20 protein-coding genes and 2 pseudogenes are annotated in these 17,221 nt (G+C 38.9%); 5 read left to right on the forward strand and 17 right to left on the reverse strand.

Features of this window, described 5'->3' with window-relative positions; all coding sequences use genetic code 11:
- Positions 1-55: 55 nt before the first annotated feature.
- Positions 56-1,231, reverse strand: coding sequence for an acetyl-CoA C-acetyltransferase (locus ACIQZD_RS05465; protein WP_402899124.1), 1,176 nt, complete (start codon positions 1,229-1,231; stop codon positions 56-58).
- Complete coding sequence (locus ACIQZD_RS05470) at positions 1,228-2,175, reverse strand: 3-hydroxyacyl-CoA dehydrogenase family protein (protein ID WP_402899127.1); 948 nt, start codon at positions 2,173-2,175, stop codon at positions 1,228-1,230. Before ACIQZD_RS05470 ends, ACIQZD_RS05465 begins: the two co-directional genes overlap by 4 nt.
- A gap of 257 nt (positions 2,176-2,432) precedes the next feature.
- Between ACIQZD_RS05470 and ACIQZD_RS05475 the strand changes: the two genes are divergently transcribed.
- Together ACIQZD_RS05475 and mleCBF are read left to right on the forward strand one after the other, a co-directional pair.
- Positions 2,433-3,209 carry a 3-hydroxybutyrate dehydrogenase gene (locus tag ACIQZD_RS05475; protein ID WP_034309729.1) on the forward strand — a complete coding sequence of 259 codons (777 nt, stop codon included), beginning with the start codon at positions 2,433-2,435 and terminating at the stop codon, positions 3,207-3,209.
- A 295-nt stretch (positions 3,210-3,504) separates the two neighbouring features.
- A complete protein-coding gene (gene mleCBF, locus ACIQZD_RS05480) occupies positions 3,505-4,347 on the forward strand; it encodes a CBF family alpha/beta fold macrolide esterase (protein ID WP_402899131.1) in 843 nt (280 codons plus the stop codon).
- A gap of 61 nt (positions 4,348-4,408) precedes the next feature.
- Here the strand turns inward: mleCBF and ACIQZD_RS05485 are convergent, their stop codons facing one another.
- Positions 4,409-4,585 (reverse strand): YjcZ family sporulation protein, encoded by a 177-nt coding sequence (locus ACIQZD_RS05485; protein ID WP_402899134.1) that lies wholly within the window; start codon positions 4,583-4,585, stop codon positions 4,409-4,411.
- A 328-nt stretch (positions 4,586-4,913) separates the two neighbouring features.
- On the opposite strand from ACIQZD_RS05485, the gene ACIQZD_RS05490 reads away from it, so the two are divergent.
- Positions 4,914-5,453, forward strand: coding sequence for a hypothetical protein (locus ACIQZD_RS05490; RefSeq protein WP_402899137.1), 540 nt, complete (start codon positions 4,914-4,916; stop codon positions 5,451-5,453).
- Between the two features lie 58 nt (positions 5,454-5,511).
- On the opposite strand, the gene ACIQZD_RS05495 is transcribed toward ACIQZD_RS05490, so the two are convergent.
- The 5 genes and pseudogenes from ACIQZD_RS05495 to ACIQZD_RS05515 all read right to left on the reverse strand — a co-directional run bounded on the left by ACIQZD_RS05495 (position 5,512) and on the right by ACIQZD_RS05515 (position 9,033).
- A complete protein-coding gene (locus tag ACIQZD_RS05495) occupies positions 5,512-5,691 on the reverse strand; it encodes a DUF4083 domain-containing protein (protein WP_402899140.1) in 180 nt (59 codons plus the stop codon).
- A 767-nt stretch (positions 5,692-6,458) separates the two neighbouring features.
- Positions 6,459-6,599: pseudogene (locus tag ACIQZD_RS05500) on the reverse strand (cell division protein); the annotation flags it as partial.
- An 84-nt stretch (positions 6,600-6,683) separates the two neighbouring features.
- Positions 6,684-7,556: an AraC family transcriptional regulator gene (locus ACIQZD_RS05505; protein ID WP_402899144.1), complete on the reverse strand. Its 873-nt coding sequence runs from the start codon at positions 7,554-7,556 to the stop codon at positions 6,684-6,686.
- Between the two features lie 460 nt (positions 7,557-8,016).
- On the reverse strand, positions 8,017-8,433 hold the full coding sequence (locus tag ACIQZD_RS05510) for a hypothetical protein (protein ID WP_402899147.1): 417 nt from the start codon (positions 8,431-8,433) through the stop codon (positions 8,017-8,019).
- A 147-nt stretch (positions 8,434-8,580) separates the two neighbouring features.
- The gene (locus tag ACIQZD_RS05515; protein WP_402899150.1) at positions 8,581-9,033 is read right to left on the reverse strand and encodes a GNAT family N-acetyltransferase; all 453 of its coding nucleotides are present in this window, start codon (positions 9,031-9,033) and stop codon (positions 8,581-8,583) included.
- Positions 9,034-9,263: 230 nt separating this feature from the next.
- Between ACIQZD_RS05515 and ACIQZD_RS05520 the strand changes: the two genes are divergently transcribed.
- On the forward strand, positions 9,264-9,443 hold the full coding sequence (locus tag ACIQZD_RS05520; protein WP_101223203.1) for a small acid-soluble spore protein H: 180 nt from the start codon (positions 9,264-9,266) through the stop codon (positions 9,441-9,443).
- Positions 9,444-9,615: 172 nt separating this feature from the next.
- Here ACIQZD_RS05520 and ACIQZD_RS05525 read toward each other — a convergent pair whose 3' ends face one another.
- The 3 genes from ACIQZD_RS05525 to ACIQZD_RS05535 all read right to left on the reverse strand — a co-directional run bounded on the left by ACIQZD_RS05525 (position 9,616) and on the right by ACIQZD_RS05535 (position 13,163).
- Positions 9,616-10,128: a DUF3189 family protein gene (locus ACIQZD_RS05525; RefSeq protein WP_402899154.1), complete on the reverse strand. Its 513-nt coding sequence runs from the start codon at positions 10,126-10,128 to the stop codon at positions 9,616-9,618.
- A 392-nt stretch (positions 10,129-10,520) separates the two neighbouring features.
- Complete coding sequence (locus tag ACIQZD_RS05530; RefSeq protein ID WP_402899157.1) at positions 10,521-11,630, reverse strand: D-alanyl-D-alanine carboxypeptidase family protein; 1,110 nt, start codon at positions 11,628-11,630, stop codon at positions 10,521-10,523.
- A 561-nt stretch (positions 11,631-12,191) separates the two neighbouring features.
- Positions 12,192-13,163 (reverse strand): acyltransferase family protein, encoded by a 972-nt coding sequence (locus ACIQZD_RS05535; protein ID WP_402899160.1) that lies wholly within the window; start codon positions 13,161-13,163, stop codon positions 12,192-12,194.
- A gap of 370 nt (positions 13,164-13,533) precedes the next feature.
- Between ACIQZD_RS05535 and ACIQZD_RS05540 the strand changes: the two genes are divergently transcribed.
- Positions 13,534-13,926, forward strand: coding sequence for a thiol-disulfide oxidoreductase DCC family protein (locus ACIQZD_RS05540; protein WP_402899162.1), 393 nt, complete (start codon positions 13,534-13,536; stop codon positions 13,924-13,926).
- 129 nt (positions 13,927-14,055) lie between these two features.
- On the opposite strand, the gene ACIQZD_RS05545 is transcribed toward ACIQZD_RS05540, so the two are convergent.
- The 6 genes and pseudogenes from ACIQZD_RS05545 to ACIQZD_RS05570 all read right to left on the reverse strand — a co-directional run bounded on the left by ACIQZD_RS05545 (position 14,056) and on the right by ACIQZD_RS05570 (position 17,180).
- A complete protein-coding gene (locus ACIQZD_RS05545; protein ID WP_402899164.1) occupies positions 14,056-15,402 on the reverse strand; it encodes a DUF3238 domain-containing protein in 1,347 nt (448 codons plus the stop codon).
- Between the two features lie 135 nt (positions 15,403-15,537).
- Positions 15,538-15,984, reverse strand: coding sequence for a glucose starvation-inducible protein GsiB (gene gsiB, locus ACIQZD_RS05550; protein ID WP_034309759.1), 447 nt, complete (start codon positions 15,982-15,984; stop codon positions 15,538-15,540).
- Positions 15,985-16,161: 177 nt separating this feature from the next.
- A pseudogene (locus ACIQZD_RS05555) lies at positions 16,162-16,359 on the reverse strand (KGG domain-containing protein); the annotation flags it as partial.
- Positions 16,360-16,510: 151 nt separating this feature from the next.
- On the reverse strand, positions 16,511-16,660 hold the full coding sequence (locus tag ACIQZD_RS05560) for a YvrJ family protein (RefSeq protein ID WP_101223211.1): 150 nt from the start codon (positions 16,658-16,660) through the stop codon (positions 16,511-16,513).
- Between the two features lie 40 nt (positions 16,661-16,700).
- Positions 16,701-16,919, reverse strand: a complete 219-nt coding sequence (locus tag ACIQZD_RS05565; protein WP_387544819.1) for a DUF2922 domain-containing protein — start codon at positions 16,917-16,919, stop codon at positions 16,701-16,703.
- A 42-nt stretch (positions 16,920-16,961) separates the two neighbouring features.
- Positions 16,962-17,180: a DUF1659 domain-containing protein gene (locus ACIQZD_RS05570; RefSeq protein WP_402899170.1), complete on the reverse strand. Its 219-nt coding sequence runs from the start codon at positions 17,178-17,180 to the stop codon at positions 16,962-16,964.
- Between the last annotated feature and the right edge of the window lie 41 nt (positions 17,181-17,221).

A 17,221-nucleotide genomic window follows, 5' to 3' on the forward strand; every position in this document is an offset into this window, starting at 1 on the left:
CCTTAACCCGTCTGAAGTTTCCTCCATTATATCATAGGAAAATGAGGCCAAGTCATTACCGTTCCACAATCAGCGCAGTTCCCTGTCCGCCACCGATACATAAGGTGGCAAGGCCGGTTTTTGCATCTCTAAGCTTCATTTCATACAATAAAGTCACTAAGATCCGGGCACCGGAAGCACCTACCGGATGACCCAGGGCAATCGCCCCGCCATTTACATTCACTTTCTCCGGCTCCAGTTCAAGGTCCTTAACCACGGCGAGTGACTGTGCCGCAAAGGCTTCATTCACTTCCATCAAATCAATTTCATCTATTGTCAATCCCGCTTTTGCCAAAGCTTTTCTTGTCGCAGGCACTGGACCGTATCCCATGATTTTCGGGTCAAGCGCGGCGTTTGCATATGACTTGATTGTTGCTAATGCTTCCAATCCCAGCTCATCCGCTTTTTCTTTAGACATCAGGACCAACATCGCACCCCCATCATTGATTCCGGATGCATTTCCTGCCGTAACCGTTCCATTTTCCTTAAAAGCAGGACGCAGCTTCGTTAGCTGGTCTATCGTCAGCCCATGGCGCGGGTGTTCATCTTGGTCCACCAAGATCGTCTTTCCTCTGCGTTTATATTCAACAGGTACGATTTCATCTGCAAACCGTCCTTCAAGCTGCGCCTTTTCAGCCTTTCTTTGGCTATCTAAAGCAAATTCATCCTGCTTTTCACGGCTGATTTCCCACTGCTCGGCAATATTCTCCGCAGTCACGCCCATATGATATTGATTAAAAACATCCGTTAAGGCGTCATAAGTCATTGAATCCACCGCTTCGGCATTACCCATTTTCTGCCCAAAACGATAATTTGGAAGTAAATACGGGGCATTGCTCATGCTTTCGATACCCCCGGCAAGAATCACATCTGCATCACCAAGGGCAATGAATTGCGCTCCCATTATGACCGTACGGAGACCAGATCCGCAAAGTTTATTAATGGCCATGGCCGGCGTCGTTTCCGGAATCCCTGCATGAATCGCAACCTGACGTGCCACATTTTGCCCTAATCCAGCAGAGAGAATATTTCCAACCAATACCTCATCGATCAAATCAGCCGAGATATTTGCCCGCTTAATCGCTTCCTTAGCTGCCACGACTCCCAAGTCGACCGCCGACACATTGGCAAGACTGCCTCCAAACGCCCCAACTGGTGTTCTTGCTGCCCCTACAATCACTACTTCCCTCATAATACTTCCTCCTTCTCCATTTTTAATTTTCCCAGTTTAATAAAATTACGGTCCCTCTCATTGATTTTCTGAGAAACGGTAGATTCTTCATACGTAAAAATCCCTTCTCCCGACTTCGTCCCAAGCTTTCCCTCAAACACCAAATCACGAATCAAATCAGGGGCTTCCTTACTCTGATCCAATACCGGTGAAACATTTTCGAAAACACGCTGCCATGTATCCAGTCCGCCAAAATCAGCAATCTCGATCGGCCCGGTAAATGCCCATCGAAAACCTGGTCCAGCCGTTATCGCTGTATCGATATCCTCAGCATTGGCAACGCCCTCTTTTAATAGATAAAAGGCTTCCCGCATCAAGGCAGTCTGGAGACGATTGGCAATGAATCCTGCTATTTCTTTTTTCAAGAGAATCGGAGACTTGCCGATTTTACGCATCAAATCCATTGTTGTCTTGACGATTTCCGGCTTTGTTTCGTCATGCTGAACAATTTCAACCAATGGAACCAAATGGCCAGGATTAAAGAAATGTGTGATGACCATCCGGTCCGCAAACGAGGCCTTCTCCATCAATTGAGAAATCGGAAAGGTCGATGTATTTGAAGCAACAATGGCATCCGGTTTGATTATTTCCTCCATTTGCTCATATAGATTCAACTTCAGCTCAATGACTTCTGGAATGGCCTCAATGATAAAATCAGCATCCCTTACTGCCCCTTCCAAATCCACGCTATATGTAATATGGGCTAAAGCGACTTGCTTTTCCTGATCAGTCAAAACCCCTTCCTCAATGAGCAATGATAGATTCTCAGAAATTCGGTTTTGCGCACGGTGTAGCAACTCTTCCTTTATATCGTTAATGGTGACGAAATATCCGCTAACCGCAAAAGACTGAGCGATTCCACTTCCCATTACACCTGAACCGATAATGGCTATTTTTTTAATCATCCAGCTTCCCCTTTCCGTTTTAATTACCTTTATTTACTCACCTTTTTATATATGCAATATCTATGCCAACGATAAGGGGAAATAAAATTCTTTTGTTATCAAGAAAATCATGATAGACTCTTACTCATTAACCTAAATCATATTTTTAATAACCTTCCCTTTATATTTCCAATGGAGCTTACTCTGTGAGATATTCCCTGTTTACGACATAAAATGACAGACCTGGACCATTACATTTTTTATTGGAGGAATGTAATATGGTTAAAGATAAAGTAGCGATAATTACCGGATCCGCTAGAGGGATCGGCTTTGAGATTGGGAAGATATTTGCTGAAAATGGCGCAAAGGTCGTTTTGTCCGACCTTGATCAAAACACAGTTGAAAAAGCTGCTCTAGACCTAAGGAACAACGGCTTGGAGGTTATCGGCTTAAAAGCTGACGTAACAAGTGAAGAGGATATTATCCAACTAATCAAACAAGCTAAAGACAAATATGGACGAATAGATATTTTTATCAATAACGCCGGCCTTCAGCATGTTGCACCAATTGAAGAGTTTCCAACTGAAAAATTCGAACTGATGATCAAAATCATGCTGACCGCGCCATTCATTTCAATTAAGAACGTTTTGCCCATCATGAAAGAACAGGGCTTCGGCAGAATCATCAACATCTCTTCCATTAACGGTCTGATTGGATTCGCCAACAAAGCAGCGTACAATAGTGCCAAACACGGTGTAATCGGATTGACGAAAGTCGCCGCCTTGGAAAGCGCCTCTTTTGGCATAACCGTCAATGCCCTTTGCCCAGGATACGTGGACACGCCTCTCGTCCGCGGTCAACTGGAGGACCTGGCGAAAACAAGGCAAGTACCACTGGAAAGCGTTTTGGAAGAGGTCATCTATCCACTTGTCCCGCAAAACCGCTTACTCGATGTAAGTGAAATTGCCGACTACGCCATTTTCCTCGCAAGCGACAAAGCACGGGGCATCACAGGCCAGGCAGTCGTGTTAGATGGCGGATATACAGCTCAATAAAATGCATCTTAAAAACCCCGAATAAAGGACACCAAAAAAGGTGCTCTGTATTCGGGGTTTTCCGTCTTCATGGAAATGTGGGAAAATTTGGTGACACAAAGAAATCCCCCATGTTACAGTAATATAGGGATACCTCCCATTTTACAAATATTAAAAGGAGGCCTCGTCATGATTATTAAGTGGGTTAGACTGCGATAATTAAAAGCGCAGGCCAATCATCATGCTCCGGAAAGAATTTATTGATCTGCGCCATCGTATCGGCTATTGGATAATATTTAATACGGAGGTAAAAAACATGAGTGAAAAGATACTGAAAATAAATAAAGTGGATATATGTACAGAAAGTTTTGGAAACCCTAAGGACCCTGCTGTGCTTTTGATCATGGGAGCAATGTCTTCATTAGACTGGTGGGATGCTGACTTCTGTCTCCGCCTCGCTGATTCGGGGAGGTTTGTCATTCGGTACGATCATCGGGATCTGGGACGATCTACCGTTTATGAACCCGGTACCTCCAACTATACAATAACGGATTTGGCTGATGATGCCGCGGGCGTCCTGGACGCTTATTCCATAGAGCGGGCGTCTATCGTCGGGATGTCCCTAGGCGGTTTGATTGGCCAGATACTTGCATTAAAATATCCGGAACGCGTTACTACGCTTACGCTGATTGCATCAAGTGTGTTCGGGACTGTAATGGAAAAACTTCCTCCAATGGACCAAAGCATATTGGATCATCATGCGAAAAGCGCTTCCATAGATTGGTCAAATCGGGAGACGGTCATCGCTTTTCTTGCGGATGGATGGAAAACTTTAGCCGGTTCCAAACCTTATGAACAGGAAAGATTGTATAAACTGGCAAAAAGAGAGGCGGACCGTGCCAAACAGCTACAGAGCAGATTCAATCATGCTATGCTTGCTGGCGGGGACGAATATTTCGATAGAATGGGTGAGATCTCCGTACCTGTCCTCATTATTCATGGCACAGAAGATCCAGCCTTGCCATACGAGCACGGGCTTGCTCTTGCAAAAGCCATCCCTCATGCAGAATTAGTGACTCTTGATGGATCAGGGCACGAGATTCATAGTGAAGACTGGAATGAAATTATCGATTCAGTCATTAAGCTTACTTGGCGATAGTATAAAAATCAGCCATAAAAGAAGCCGACCAATAAAAGGTCGGCTTTTTTAAATACATTTTTTAGCAGAATCCGCCATATCCTTGTACGGGGCCGCCGTAACCTCCGTCACCGCCGAAGCAAGCAGCTCCAACGATGATTAAAAGTATAAACAATACGACTATAAAAGCGAAACCGCCACCAAATCCACCAACATCATTACCGCAACCGCAATTTGATTCATGACCACAATTTGACAATAGAAACATCTCCTTATTTGTTTTAGGAGGAAAAAATTAAATGGGTTAATTCAACTTATGTTCTAATTAGGATAATGACACAGAAATCACCGAAAACTTTTTTAACCACCTTTAGGTGATCTGAAATAAAACAGTTTAACAGCATATTTTTGCTGTTTGGAGATTTCATGCAGCTTCGCCTGACACAGCGCAGAACTGCCGGACACCTTATCACTTTAAAAAACGAAAACTTCAAAAAGGATTTACTCTGTGAAGATAATTATTGTTTTGTAATATCCTACTAACTTCAGCTTATTGTACAATGAAGTTAAAAAGGTCCGAGGTATTTATGATAAAAGGAAATTCTTATATTCTTGTTTTCTCCGTGCTTGTTCTGTTGACAATAGTTCTTGTTTCTACTACACCAATCATAATTAAAACCTTACTTGCATTTATAACGATTGCGTTTTTATTTCCTGTGATTAGGAAGCTTCTGTTTAAAGACCATTTCAGAAAAATTAAAGTGGCATTCTACTCATCAGTGACCTTTACATTCGGTTTATTTCTAGTCTCGATTTTTGAAGAACCATCCTTTAAATTAGATGGAGATTTCTTTCAGATTATTCTTATTGTGCTTTTTTATAGTTTAATGGGAAATTTCTTTTATGGCTTACCAGTCTCACTAATTGCCGAATTTAGTTCAATGAAGTTTTTCAATATTCGTTTCTGGTTATCTGGAGCATTACATATTGGTTTTGGATTGGCTACATACTTTATTGACCCAGGAGGTTTCTTTATCTTTGCGGTTATTTGCTCCATAATCTTTTTTGCACTAGATGAAATCACTAGAGTATATTCGACTTCTTATTGGGCTAACCTGGGCCGCTAGTATTTTAGAGTGACCATAAACTGTGTAGGAACAAAAAAAAGAGAAGGATTAAAAGAAATTAATCTCTTTTATCCTTTTCAAGCAGCTCAATTACTCTATCAAGTTTTTGTTCTATGCTATTGGATTTTTTTGACCTTGTAAGAAGAGATCGAACAAAAAAGTAAACAGCAAAAATCATCCCAATCAACAAAACAAACATAATAAGTTGATATACCATATCACCGATATTGTAACCCAAAGGACTTCACCCCTTTCTTTTTTTGGTTTAACCATAACTCATGTCTACTGCACAGAACGTAGAATTGACAAAATTATTCGTATAGTTTTTTAGATATCACTTTTAGTTCTTTATATATTTGTGTAAGTAATATTAGAAAATGTAAAGGCAATCCAACTGCAAGTCCCACCAATGGAGAATAAGGTCCAGCGAAAGTAAATAGCGATACAAGTGTAATAGTTAAATATATAGAGATAATTAGTGCGGTCAAATAATTCTTTCCTTTTTTTGGATAATTATAGCATAGGTCCCTTGCGAAGTTCGAAAACACTACGGCTGCCTAGTTACCTGCCCCTTTAGTCTTCAAGAAAATCAACAATACTTTTTATCAAAACTGATTTTTCAAAAAAAGTAATATATTTACACTTTTACACTGGAACATTTGTTCTACCTGTGTTATTCTTATAAAAACAAATAAAAAGATCAACTCGCAGCTAAACGATTTGATCCGTAATTATAAATAAAGGCCGGTTGTATCCGCGGGCCTAACACGGTTGTACCGCTGAGCCGAGCCATTTGCTAACGTTCAGGGTGCCGGTGATAAAAACAGCTACGAACTTCAGCTAAAGCACCCATTAGTTCTATAACTACTTTTTTATTACCAGTAGTGTTTTCTCATGTAGTTCAATGTCACAGATGTCATAATTATTAAGTGTGATAGTTTGGTCAAATTCAATATTTCTTGCTTCTACCAGCTTTCTTGATGAACTGACCTGCCACTATTGAACCTAGTTCATATTCTCGGCAATCTTTTTCAGTGCTTTTGCAGGAGAAACGATAAATTCTCTCATATACTTCTCTAAAAATAACTTATCAGCTAAAACTCCAATTGGACCGAACGGTGACTTATATTGAAATGTATCTATCATTGATCTTTTCCATTAACCTGCCTGTTTTTCCCATAAGAAAAAGCTGCCTTAAGACAGCTCTTCGGATAAATCTTTTGCCTATATTTACTTTTTCATAACGGGGATCCATATTTCACTTCTAAATGTTGGTGAGGTTATGTCTTTATTTTCGTTCCAAAGGATTTCCGGCCCTTCTCTTTGTTCATAGTTAGAGGATGGAAACCATTCGGAATAAATCCTGCCCCATACATTTTGCAGTGTTTCAGGAAAGGGTCCGACTGCTTCGAATACCGCCCATGTAGATGCATCCACTTTCAGCTGTGTTAAGTTATCTGGACATTCCCTCGTTGTTGCTGCGCCGATATAATGATCAAGCTCCCCTTTTTCTTCAAACCTTCCTTCGGAAAAGTTCGCAGATGCACTAAGCAGTCCTAATGGCTCGACATTCGAAAGGTTTTTAAGTTCATTTATCGTTTTCTCGTCTAAACTTTTCCACATGGATGCAATCTCTGGATTAACCCCGTTAAAAATGATTGGAACTCTTTTTTTAATTCCAATTATATGAAATGCCTCTTTTTCTTCAATTCGATAGTTCATTTCACTGCCTCCTTTAATGGATAATTGGAAGGACATCGGTGGATAGGCTTTAAGTGAATGGCCATTACTTCTCGCTTCTGTTGGTGTGATGCCATGCAAATGTTGAAACGCTCTCGCAAAAGAGTCCGGTGAGCTGTATCCGTATTTTATCGCTATATCAATGACCTTTATGTTGTTACCTTTAAGCTCAAACGCTGCAAGTGTAAGGCGTCTTCGGCGGATATACTCGGATAGTGAAATACCTGCAAGGAACGAAAACATCCTTTTAAAATGATACTCCGAACAATAAGCTAGCCTTGCAACCTCTTTAAAGTCAATTTCGTTCGTAAGATTTTCTTCAATGAATTTAATGGCACCATTCATATTTTTGAGCAAATCCATTCAATGACCTCCCTTATATCAACAGAATAGCAGGAGTTGAAACTAATCATCCGACATTCTGTGCACGATTATGCAGGGTATAAACATTTTCGTTAGTTTAAGTACAAACCTTCACGATTTCTTATAGACTTTCAATAAAAAAGCAGAAAACTATCACACTGTAAGGGCATTTTATTAGTTCTATTTTTTATAAAGGACTACCCTCAAAACCAATCCGCAAAATGTTTTTCAACGAACCTCTGTCATATATCGGTTATATAAATCATCACATTTTTCAAGGCATTCTAAATATAATTGTCTGATTTCTGATATAGGACATAGTTTTATGTAACTTTCATCTTTTATTATCCTAATTAGTGGGTTCATTTCGTAATAATAACTATATTCTTGGTTTTCTTTATTTAAAATGCCTTTATATCTTTTTAAAATAGTTATATAAGCATCATCAATTAACCTGTAATCACATTTGGCTCTCTTGTTTATAAAATGTATAGATTTCTCTTCCGAAAAATTTACTTTCCGTAAAGAACGAAGAATTTACTGGAGAATAATAAAGATACTGATCTTGATAAGGTCTCTTACTAATCTGCATTCTATGCCAATTTTTCACTTCTTTATACCGATCTCCTAAAGCTTTATAATCATTTGATATCGTTTTGGTTTGGAGATTCGATACATATTGAAAAATAGCAGAATTATTTTCGTAGTCAGAAATAGTAGTTATAGAACACCAGCATATATAGTTATTATCTAATTTCCCAATAATGCAGACCTCTTGTTTGGGACTAATGTATATTTCAAAAGAAACTTCCTTATCATCTACTTTATAATTTGGAACTACACTATGATTTTGCTTAATCAAATTAAATTTTTCCATTTTAATTCATCTCATATCTTTTCGTAAATTTACTGTATTCCTGCATATAAGTCAGAATTTCTACTTCAGCTATTGCCCCTTTTGCACTATAAGAAAAGAGCAATTCGTCACTGCCCCTTAGAGAACTTTCGCACCTGTTAAATACTCTTATTGTTGAGATGGGGATTTACGTACTTTTTGCATAAATAGCTCTGGATTATCTATCTGATTAAAACCGTATTTTTTATATAATGAATGTGCATCATTAGTAGCTAACATAAACCTGCGAACCCCTTCTAGTTCGGAATGGTTGGTGATAACCTCCATTAGCCATTTTGATAATCCTAATTTACGATAAGCAGGTAATATAAACACATCGCAAAGATACGCATGGGTTGCTAAATCGGTTATTACCCTTGCAAATCCAACTTGTTCACTATCTTCATTTCCTATTTCACCTTTATAAACCCCAAAACATAAGGTCGTATTTTCAATAGACTTTATTACTGTTTCCTTGGGTATTCCCTTTGACCAGTAAGCTTCCTGATTCAAAAAATCATGTATTAAATCCACATCTAAATACTTTTTATTAGTGGAAATCGAAAACCCCTTAATATTCATTTTACATCCCTCTAACCTTTTTTAATTTTCTGTAATTATAACAAATCACTGATTTTAATCTTTTGAACTAACTTGCCGAAAGCCTTAAATATAACTCGATCTTCAGCTAACGCACCAGTTAGTTAAGTAAGGATTTAAGGAATTCTTGGAAGAATTTTAATACAACAAGTATAACTAAGTAATCCGAAACAAATATTATACATGTTGTAAAATCAAAGGAGGTGGCTAAAATGAAAGCACAACGAGCAGAAGAAATTGCTTCTTCACCAAATATGGTTAATGTAACCTATAATGAGGAAAGTATCTACATCGAGCACGTCGATGAACAAAATGGAACGGCTACAATCCATCCCCTTGATGATCCAAATAAAAAACAAAGTGTTTCTGTAACCAGCTTAAAGGAACAGTAATTTCCTCGATTCAATCAATAAACCTCCACTTTCGGGTGGTGGTTTATTGTTTGATTAAGTTCATTGAACAAGCACCACATCTTGTACAGAGTATATTCTTCCATAAGCGCAAAAAAAAGCCAACATCAATTGTTGACTTGGATTTCTAACAACCTGTATTCATTAATTGGTATTACTTATATATTTCATTCTCTAATATAATCACTTTTTCCCCATTCGCTGCTTTCCCTATTTGTTTCGTATTTTCAACCAACCGAAAAATATTATCACAGCATTGTTTTGCACCTATAACTAATAATGGTACACCTATAAAATCAATTTTTAATTCTCTTGATAGGTATCCCCCTATAGACATAGCAATAGGTACAGTTGGTGATGTATGGGAGAATACTATTTTTTCGTTAAAATGAAATTTCTCTTCTAGTAGTAATGTCAATTCTTTTAATGCTGGAACCACAAGTTTTTCTCTTTTATGCCCAATTGTATAAACTGAGTTGCCATCTTCATCGGTCCCGCGAAAAATTAGCTTTCCAAAATCTTTTTTCGTTAATTTATTAAAATATTTTACATTTAATATTTCTTCCTTAGTTAGTGTACTTTCCGATTGAGGTAATTGTTTTAAATGATATGCGGCAGCCATAGACGTGGTATGTGTACCCCCATAATCATTATAGATATACATCATGAAATCATCCCTAATAGTTTTTTTAATACTATTATGGTCCTATACTCCATTTCCAATTCGGTTGATTATCTTTAGCTTTTATTACACTTTATGTAGCAAATGCGACATGCTCTTAACCCCCGCGTATTTTAGGAATTTAGTAATATTCTCTTGATTCACATAATTAATTTTTGTTCTATCTATGAACAGGACCTTTTTGCAGTACGATTAGAATATTCCTGTCCTCGAATCATCAAGACCTAAATCATAAAAAGGGTTAATAAATAAAAGAGTACACCTATCAGTCATGAATGATAAGGGCACTCTTTTATTGTTTATATATTTATAAGCTGGGTATGTATAGACATGAACGCCTCTGTTAGCCAGTCTGTGAGTTTCTTTAGTAACGTATTTTAAAAGCCTCCCCATCTTAGAGATGGGATAGAAAATCTTATAAGCTTCTCATTGATTGCTTCTTTTTTAATCGGGGCAGGCAATACTGTGTTCTTAACATCAGCGAACGTTTTAAGGTCAAAGGATTCTATTGCTTCCCCTTCTTGGTTCATGATTGAGAGAATTCCATCATTACTGGTTTTTAGACTAGGTTGATCACTGATTAAATGAGTATAGTATAAGTCTTCGTTCAGCGTGTAGGAATGAGAGTAGTCCACTGAATAAAGTTTGCTTTTTTTATCAATTTTGCCTGATTTAAAGTTATCAAAGCCATAGTTGAATAAAAGCTTGGTATCAGCGTAGGCAACCTTGTCTGAAGGAGCTTTTAGAGTGACAGCAATCAATTCCTGTTCTCCTCTGGTGGCAGTGGAAATCAGGGTGTAGCCGGATTGACTGACGAAACCGGTTTTCCCGCCGGTCATTCCCTTATAGGGGAGTTCACCTTTTAACATTTTATGATGGGTAATTAGAGTTGTGTCCCATGTTTCCACTTCCCATGGTAAATCCTTCTTCCCAAAATATTCACGGAAAGTTTCATTTTTCATTGCATATTGGGTAATTTTCGCAAGGTCACTGGCTGTAGTTACATGGTCTTTGTCAAACAATCCATGGGGGTTCGTAAAATGAGTATCGGTGACGTTTACTTCTTTTCTTAAAAACTCATTCAAATCTTCCATAAACAGTTTTTCACTGCCAGACATATGCTCGGCAATTGCGATGGCTGCATCATTTCCGGAGTTGATTAGCATGCCTGCAATTAATTGGGAAAGCTCTATTTCCTCCCCAGGTTCAATAAATACCGAAGACCCGTCTGCCTTCGCTGCTTTCTTGCTTACAGTCACTAGTTCGTTCATATCCCCGTGTTCTATAGCATATATAGCCGTGGCAACTTTCGTTAGACTGGCTGGATACATACTTTTATTCATGTTTTTTTCGTATAATACTTTTCCACTTTTCGCATCAATAATGATACCGGCTTCACTATTGAGGGGTAAGTCAGATTCTGCACTTACTGTCGTAGAGGCGAAGGGGATTAAAGCCAAAATGAAGATGAAGAAAAACTTTTTCATATGCCGCTCCTTTAGTGATAGTAAAATCCTATATAGTCATAATAAAATAAATCTGAATGTTTAGAGTTGATTTATTGAAAGTGAAATACAAAAGTAATTACTCCTTAATAATTTTGGAAACATTTCGGGTAATTATCTTCATTTTCTTTCCTACAATAACTTTATAAGGGGTATTGCCCTTTTATTGGAGGCCCCATTCACTCCCCTTTAAATAGATTTTTTTGTAAATCACTAAATCTTTTCATGAAAAAAACCCTTCAAACTGAAGGGCTCAGACTGTAGACAAACTCGATGAAGAACAAGTTTGTCTCAATTTTATTTAGGTTTATAAAACCTGGAACGTCGATTTCCACTCCAGGCACTCGCTTTCCGCGGGCGGTCCGGGAGCCTCCTCGGCGCTTTTGCGCCTGCGGGGTCTCCCCTTGACGCGCTTTTCCCGCAGGAGTCTCGCACCTTCCGTTCCAATCAACTTTGTTTTGTAATTTAGATAAAACCCCTTTTGTCTACTAACTCAACCCTTCAAACTGAAGGGCTAGTTACTTTATAGGTGTTGAAATTCTGTTATGTTTTCAATTTCATTCCTATTAACACACATTCCACTTTTACAATCGGTTTTCTTGATAATATATATATAATGGTTACAGGTATGACCAATAAAACATAATATTGGTCACTTTCTTTGATCCAATCATAAATAAATGAGTTATAAACATATTCCAGAAAAAACATATGAAAAAGATAAATAGCTAATGTAATGGACCCTATTTCAGTAAAAAATGTATGCTTTTTAGGAACAATACAGAAAAAACAATAAGTTGCTGCTCCCATAATTAAATAAACGATCAACTTATATATAAAACCGGGGGCAATGGAACCTCCCATTAATTCCTCATAACCTAAACGGCCATAAAACCACTCTCTCCAAGTAATTTCCCCATAGAAATAAATACCGGTAAAGATTAACCCTAGTACCCCCCAGCCTATTAGGGCATTACTTTTCTTTTTAACCCATTCAAAATGATTTTTTTCTAAAAAATGTCCAACTAAAAAGAAAGGAAAGAAAAAGAACGTTCTCGATAAACTTAACCATTCATTTACTTCACCAAAGTAACCAATTATTAGAGATACAATTATTGAAAAAACGATTCCATATTTTCTAGACGAAAATATAAACAATAAAATATTCCAGCAGAATAAGCTTATTAGGAACCATAAGGCCCATCTTGGAGTCAAAATTGTGAATTCAATTGGTTCATCAAATAACTTCTGATAATAGAAGGTATAAATCACCTGGAATATTACATAGGGAATTAATATTTTCTTAATTAGCCCCCAGAGGTCCTTTTTACTTTTTATCTTTCTTGAAAAATAGCCGGATACTAAAATAAAAGCTGGCATATGGAATGAAAAAATAAACAAATAAATAGTTAAAATCCATTCGTTTTCTTCCACCATTCTAGCTAATGTGTGTCCCAAAACAACTAGGACGATTAAAACAGCTTTCGCATTATCAAAATACGGATCACGCTTCATTAAATCTTACCCCCTATAAAGAAACTACTAGTTATATCTTCTAATCCTCAATTATGGTTTGAATCAAAAAGCCGGCTTTCCTCTAATATAGGATTGCCGGCTTTTTACTTAAGGAACTTCATTGGAGTATCTACCATATCATAGCTTGTTTACAGTATAGTTAATGGAAAATAACAGTTTGATAACAGAGACTCCACCCGCCAATTGAAGCCTTCTAATGGTGCTAACGCACCCGTTAATGACTTGCCGGAACGAACAATCACTTCCAAAATCAAATCCCAAGCAGTTCCATACGTTTTCGCCTTACCAAAACGGGTAGTGTATTATATAAGCATAAGTATGATAACGTCTCTCTATAGGAGGAATGTTCATGAATCCTATCATTTTATTTGATGGTGAATGCAACTTTTGCGATTCGAGTGTCCAGTTCATTATAAAACGGGATCCGCAGGGGCTTTTTCATTACGCTTCGCTTCAAAGTGAGGCGGGACAAGAGTTGCTGAAGAAGTATGATGTTCCTGCAGATATGGATAGCATGGTCCTGATCGAAAGGGATAAGGCCTACTATAAATCGTCTGCAGCCTTGAGGATATGCCGACGCTTACAAGGGGCATGGAAGTTGCTTTACGGCTTCATCATCGTTCCAAGCTTCATCCGGAACTTCGTTTATGATTTCATTGCCAGGAACCGTTACAAATGGTTCGGAAAGAAAGAAGAAAGCTGTATGCTGCCGTCGCCAAGTGTTCGAAAGCGATTTTTATAAATGACCTCATCAACAAGCAAAAAGGACTTCAAGATATTCGAGGTCCTTTTTGTTTGTTGTATTAGAAATGGTCAATTTTCTATTATCCACAAAAAAAGGACGATCAGCGATCAAGGCTTTTCGTCCTTTTCATTGTGTAAATGTGGAGTATCTCCATAAATGATTGGCCGTAGGATGCGCCATCATTTCGAGCCCTTTGTTTTCCGCCAGGTGCAGGGGTTCCCAGTCTGGATCATCTGCCTCCTTGAGGTAGACTTCGTGATGCGGTGCCTGATCATGATAGCCGGCTATATTGATTTCGCCATTTCGGTAAAAGGTCCCGATCACTTTATAATCCACGGCAGGAGAAATGATGATTGGGTTGCCTACAGAGTGTGTCAGCTGAATGGTCGTTTTTTCATGATTGGATAATACGTGCTTCACTACAATGTCTTCATCCGAGGCCACTCCTTCTTGGAGGAAATCGCCATCATGATTGTAGGCTTCACTTTTCCCGACCGCTTTGGAAAATTCAATCTCGGCTTTTCTTTCCTTTTCGTGAATATACACATCGACTCTAGTCCGGAAACGGGGTGATTCAGGATAAAACCCGCGATTGTCACCTTTAAAAAAGGGAACCTTTGATGCAAGATTGGGGTTTTTCAGCCACTCTTCCGGTAAAAAGGTGGAATAGCGCAGCTGCCAATTTCTTTTCTTTTTACCGTCCACGTCGTTTTCAACTGGCTGTAAAAGCTTTTTTACAGGCCCAATCTTTTTCGTATTCGTTATTTCCTCGATCGCAGTCTGTGCTTGGGATGAACCTTTTTTTACGGCTCCGACAATACTCGCTACAAGTGATTTCACGGCATAAGACTCCTGCTCTGACCGTGGAAGGGGCCGCTTAGCTTTTATGGTATATGTGTATTCCTGATCTTCACTAATACTTCGATCACTGAAGGAACATCCACCCACTTTCCCGATTTCCACGCCGTTTCGGTAAATCGTATACTCTTTTATTCCTTTGATGGGCTCCCATTCCAGGCTGGCTTGGCCTCTTGCGACAATCGTGGTGAATACCAAATCCAAAAGGATATTATCTTCTTTTTTATTCTGGGCGGTCGTTGATGTCTGTATCTTCATCCTGTTCACTGCCTGATTTTTTTCATTCAAGCTATCTATCGTGTACGTGTAAATGGTCCCTGGAGTCAGTCCCCTATCTGCAATACTTGGCACAGAGCCGCTGTAAATCAGATCTTGCCCCCTAAATACCCGATAGAAACCGCCTTGATCAGGCCAAATAAGCTTAATGGCATCTTCTTTCCGTTCGATCTTACACATCAATGAAGCCGTTTTGAATACCGCTTGATGCTTTCTCTTATTGGAAATGAGATAAGCGATTCCCGCAAGACCAAGAGCAAGCAATGAATGCCTTGCAGTGAATGTAACTCCGCCTACTTTTAAACGGGGAAATGAATAATGGGCAATCAACTTCTTCATCACCTCTTCCTTTTCTTGGTGTTATTTCTTTACCCACTTTAATCCCTAAGCACACTTTGCAATGTGCTGTGCTGGCATAAAAAAACCGAGGGAATGGTTCCTCCCTCGGTCATTTATAAGTTTCTGGATTATATTTTAACGGCGGCTTTTTTCCCCGCCCTTGCGTCCTGCTTCTTCACGGCTCATTTTTCCATCATCGGAATCATCACGTTGATTGGCCCGTGCCTCTCCGCCTTTTTCGCCGATTTCCTGATAGAATTCCTTGCCATGACTGTCGGATGTCGCTTCTCCGCCTTTTTTACCAATCTCCTGATAGAATTCCTTATCATGATTTTCGGATGTCGCTTCTCCGCCCTTTTGGCCAATCTCTTGATAGAATTCCTTATCATGATTTTCGGATGTCGCTTCTCCGCCCTTTTGGCCAATCTCTTGATAGAATTCTTTATCATGATTTTCGGATGTTGCTTCTCCGCCTTTTTGGCCAATCTCTTGATAGAATTCCTTATCATGATTTTTTGCTGTTGTTTCTCCACCTTTACGTCCTGCTTCTTCACGACTCATTTTCTCATTGTTGTTAGCCATTAAAAATTCCTCCTTATTATTTGGATTTTTCATGTACTAGCTACATATGGCATGTACCCGCTTGAACAGCTATAAAACTAGATTCAGCTAAAAACTTCAGGTCGTTTTTTTAGCGGCGACTTTTTCCCTCGCCCTTGAGTCCTGCTTTTCCCTGCTCATTTTTCAATCATCGGACCCATCACGTTGATTGGCTCTAGCCTCTCCGCCTTTTTTGCCAATTTCCTGATAGAAATCCTTATCATGATTTTCGGAAGTGGCCTCTCCGCCTTTTTGACCAATCTCTTGGAAAAATTCCTTATCATGATTTTTTGCTGTCGCTTCCCCGCCTTTACGGCCAGCTTCTTCCCTGCTCATTTTTTCATTGTTGTTAGTCATTAAAACTCCTCCTTATTATTTGGACTTTTTTTGAACTAGCTACAGTTTTATGTATACCCGATAGTTTTGATATAAAACTAGAATCTATTAAAACTTTTCCATTTCAAAAGGAAAAGCATCATGAATGATATCACTCATGATGCTTCCTAACCTACTTGGGAATCCCTTCTCGCAAGCGATTTGGCAGCTCTACAAGGGTTTCATTCAAAGTATCCAATTTCGTTTCAATTCTATGAAGCAAATAAAGGGTAACAATGATCGGGAACCCAATATCACTGACAAATGGCAGAATTTGATCCACTTTTTATTCACCTCACTTCAAGTGTGTAACCTCCCGTTCGTTAAATAAGTTCCACTTCCTCCACATTCCGCTCGACAAGGCGCGCCGCCTTCAAATCGACGATATTCCCGGAGGATGTTACGAACACATTCCCCGCAATGATTTTTTCCATTGCCTGTTTAACCGTGTTTACTCCGACCGGCTCCTTCGGATTATCAACGGAAATCGTCGCTGACTTTCCTTCCGCTGTAACGAAAATCAATTCCAATACTTTAGCCATTTCAATCACCTCCCCCTCTTTCGACATCTTTCGAAAAACCGATTAGCCAATCAAAGAATACGTATCCACCCGGGTCACTTCACCCATTGGATAATTCTGTACACTTGCGATTGCAACTGCTGTCGAAAACAACTGGTCCGCAGTCGCCTCGACCTTGATGTTTGAAAATGTCCTCCGCTTGAAAACGAGAGCCCCTTTTTCATTTAACCCCGTCTCAAAATCGATCCGCAACGTACTTGATACTGGAATTTGATTTGCCATATCACTCACCCCCTTTCACACTCTATATAAACTTTTACAGG

It is taken from the genome of Peribacillus sp. NPDC096447 (assembly GCF_044762725.1).
In the GTDB taxonomy this organism is placed as follows: Bacteria; Bacillota; Bacilli; order Bacillales; family DSM-1321; genus Peribacillus.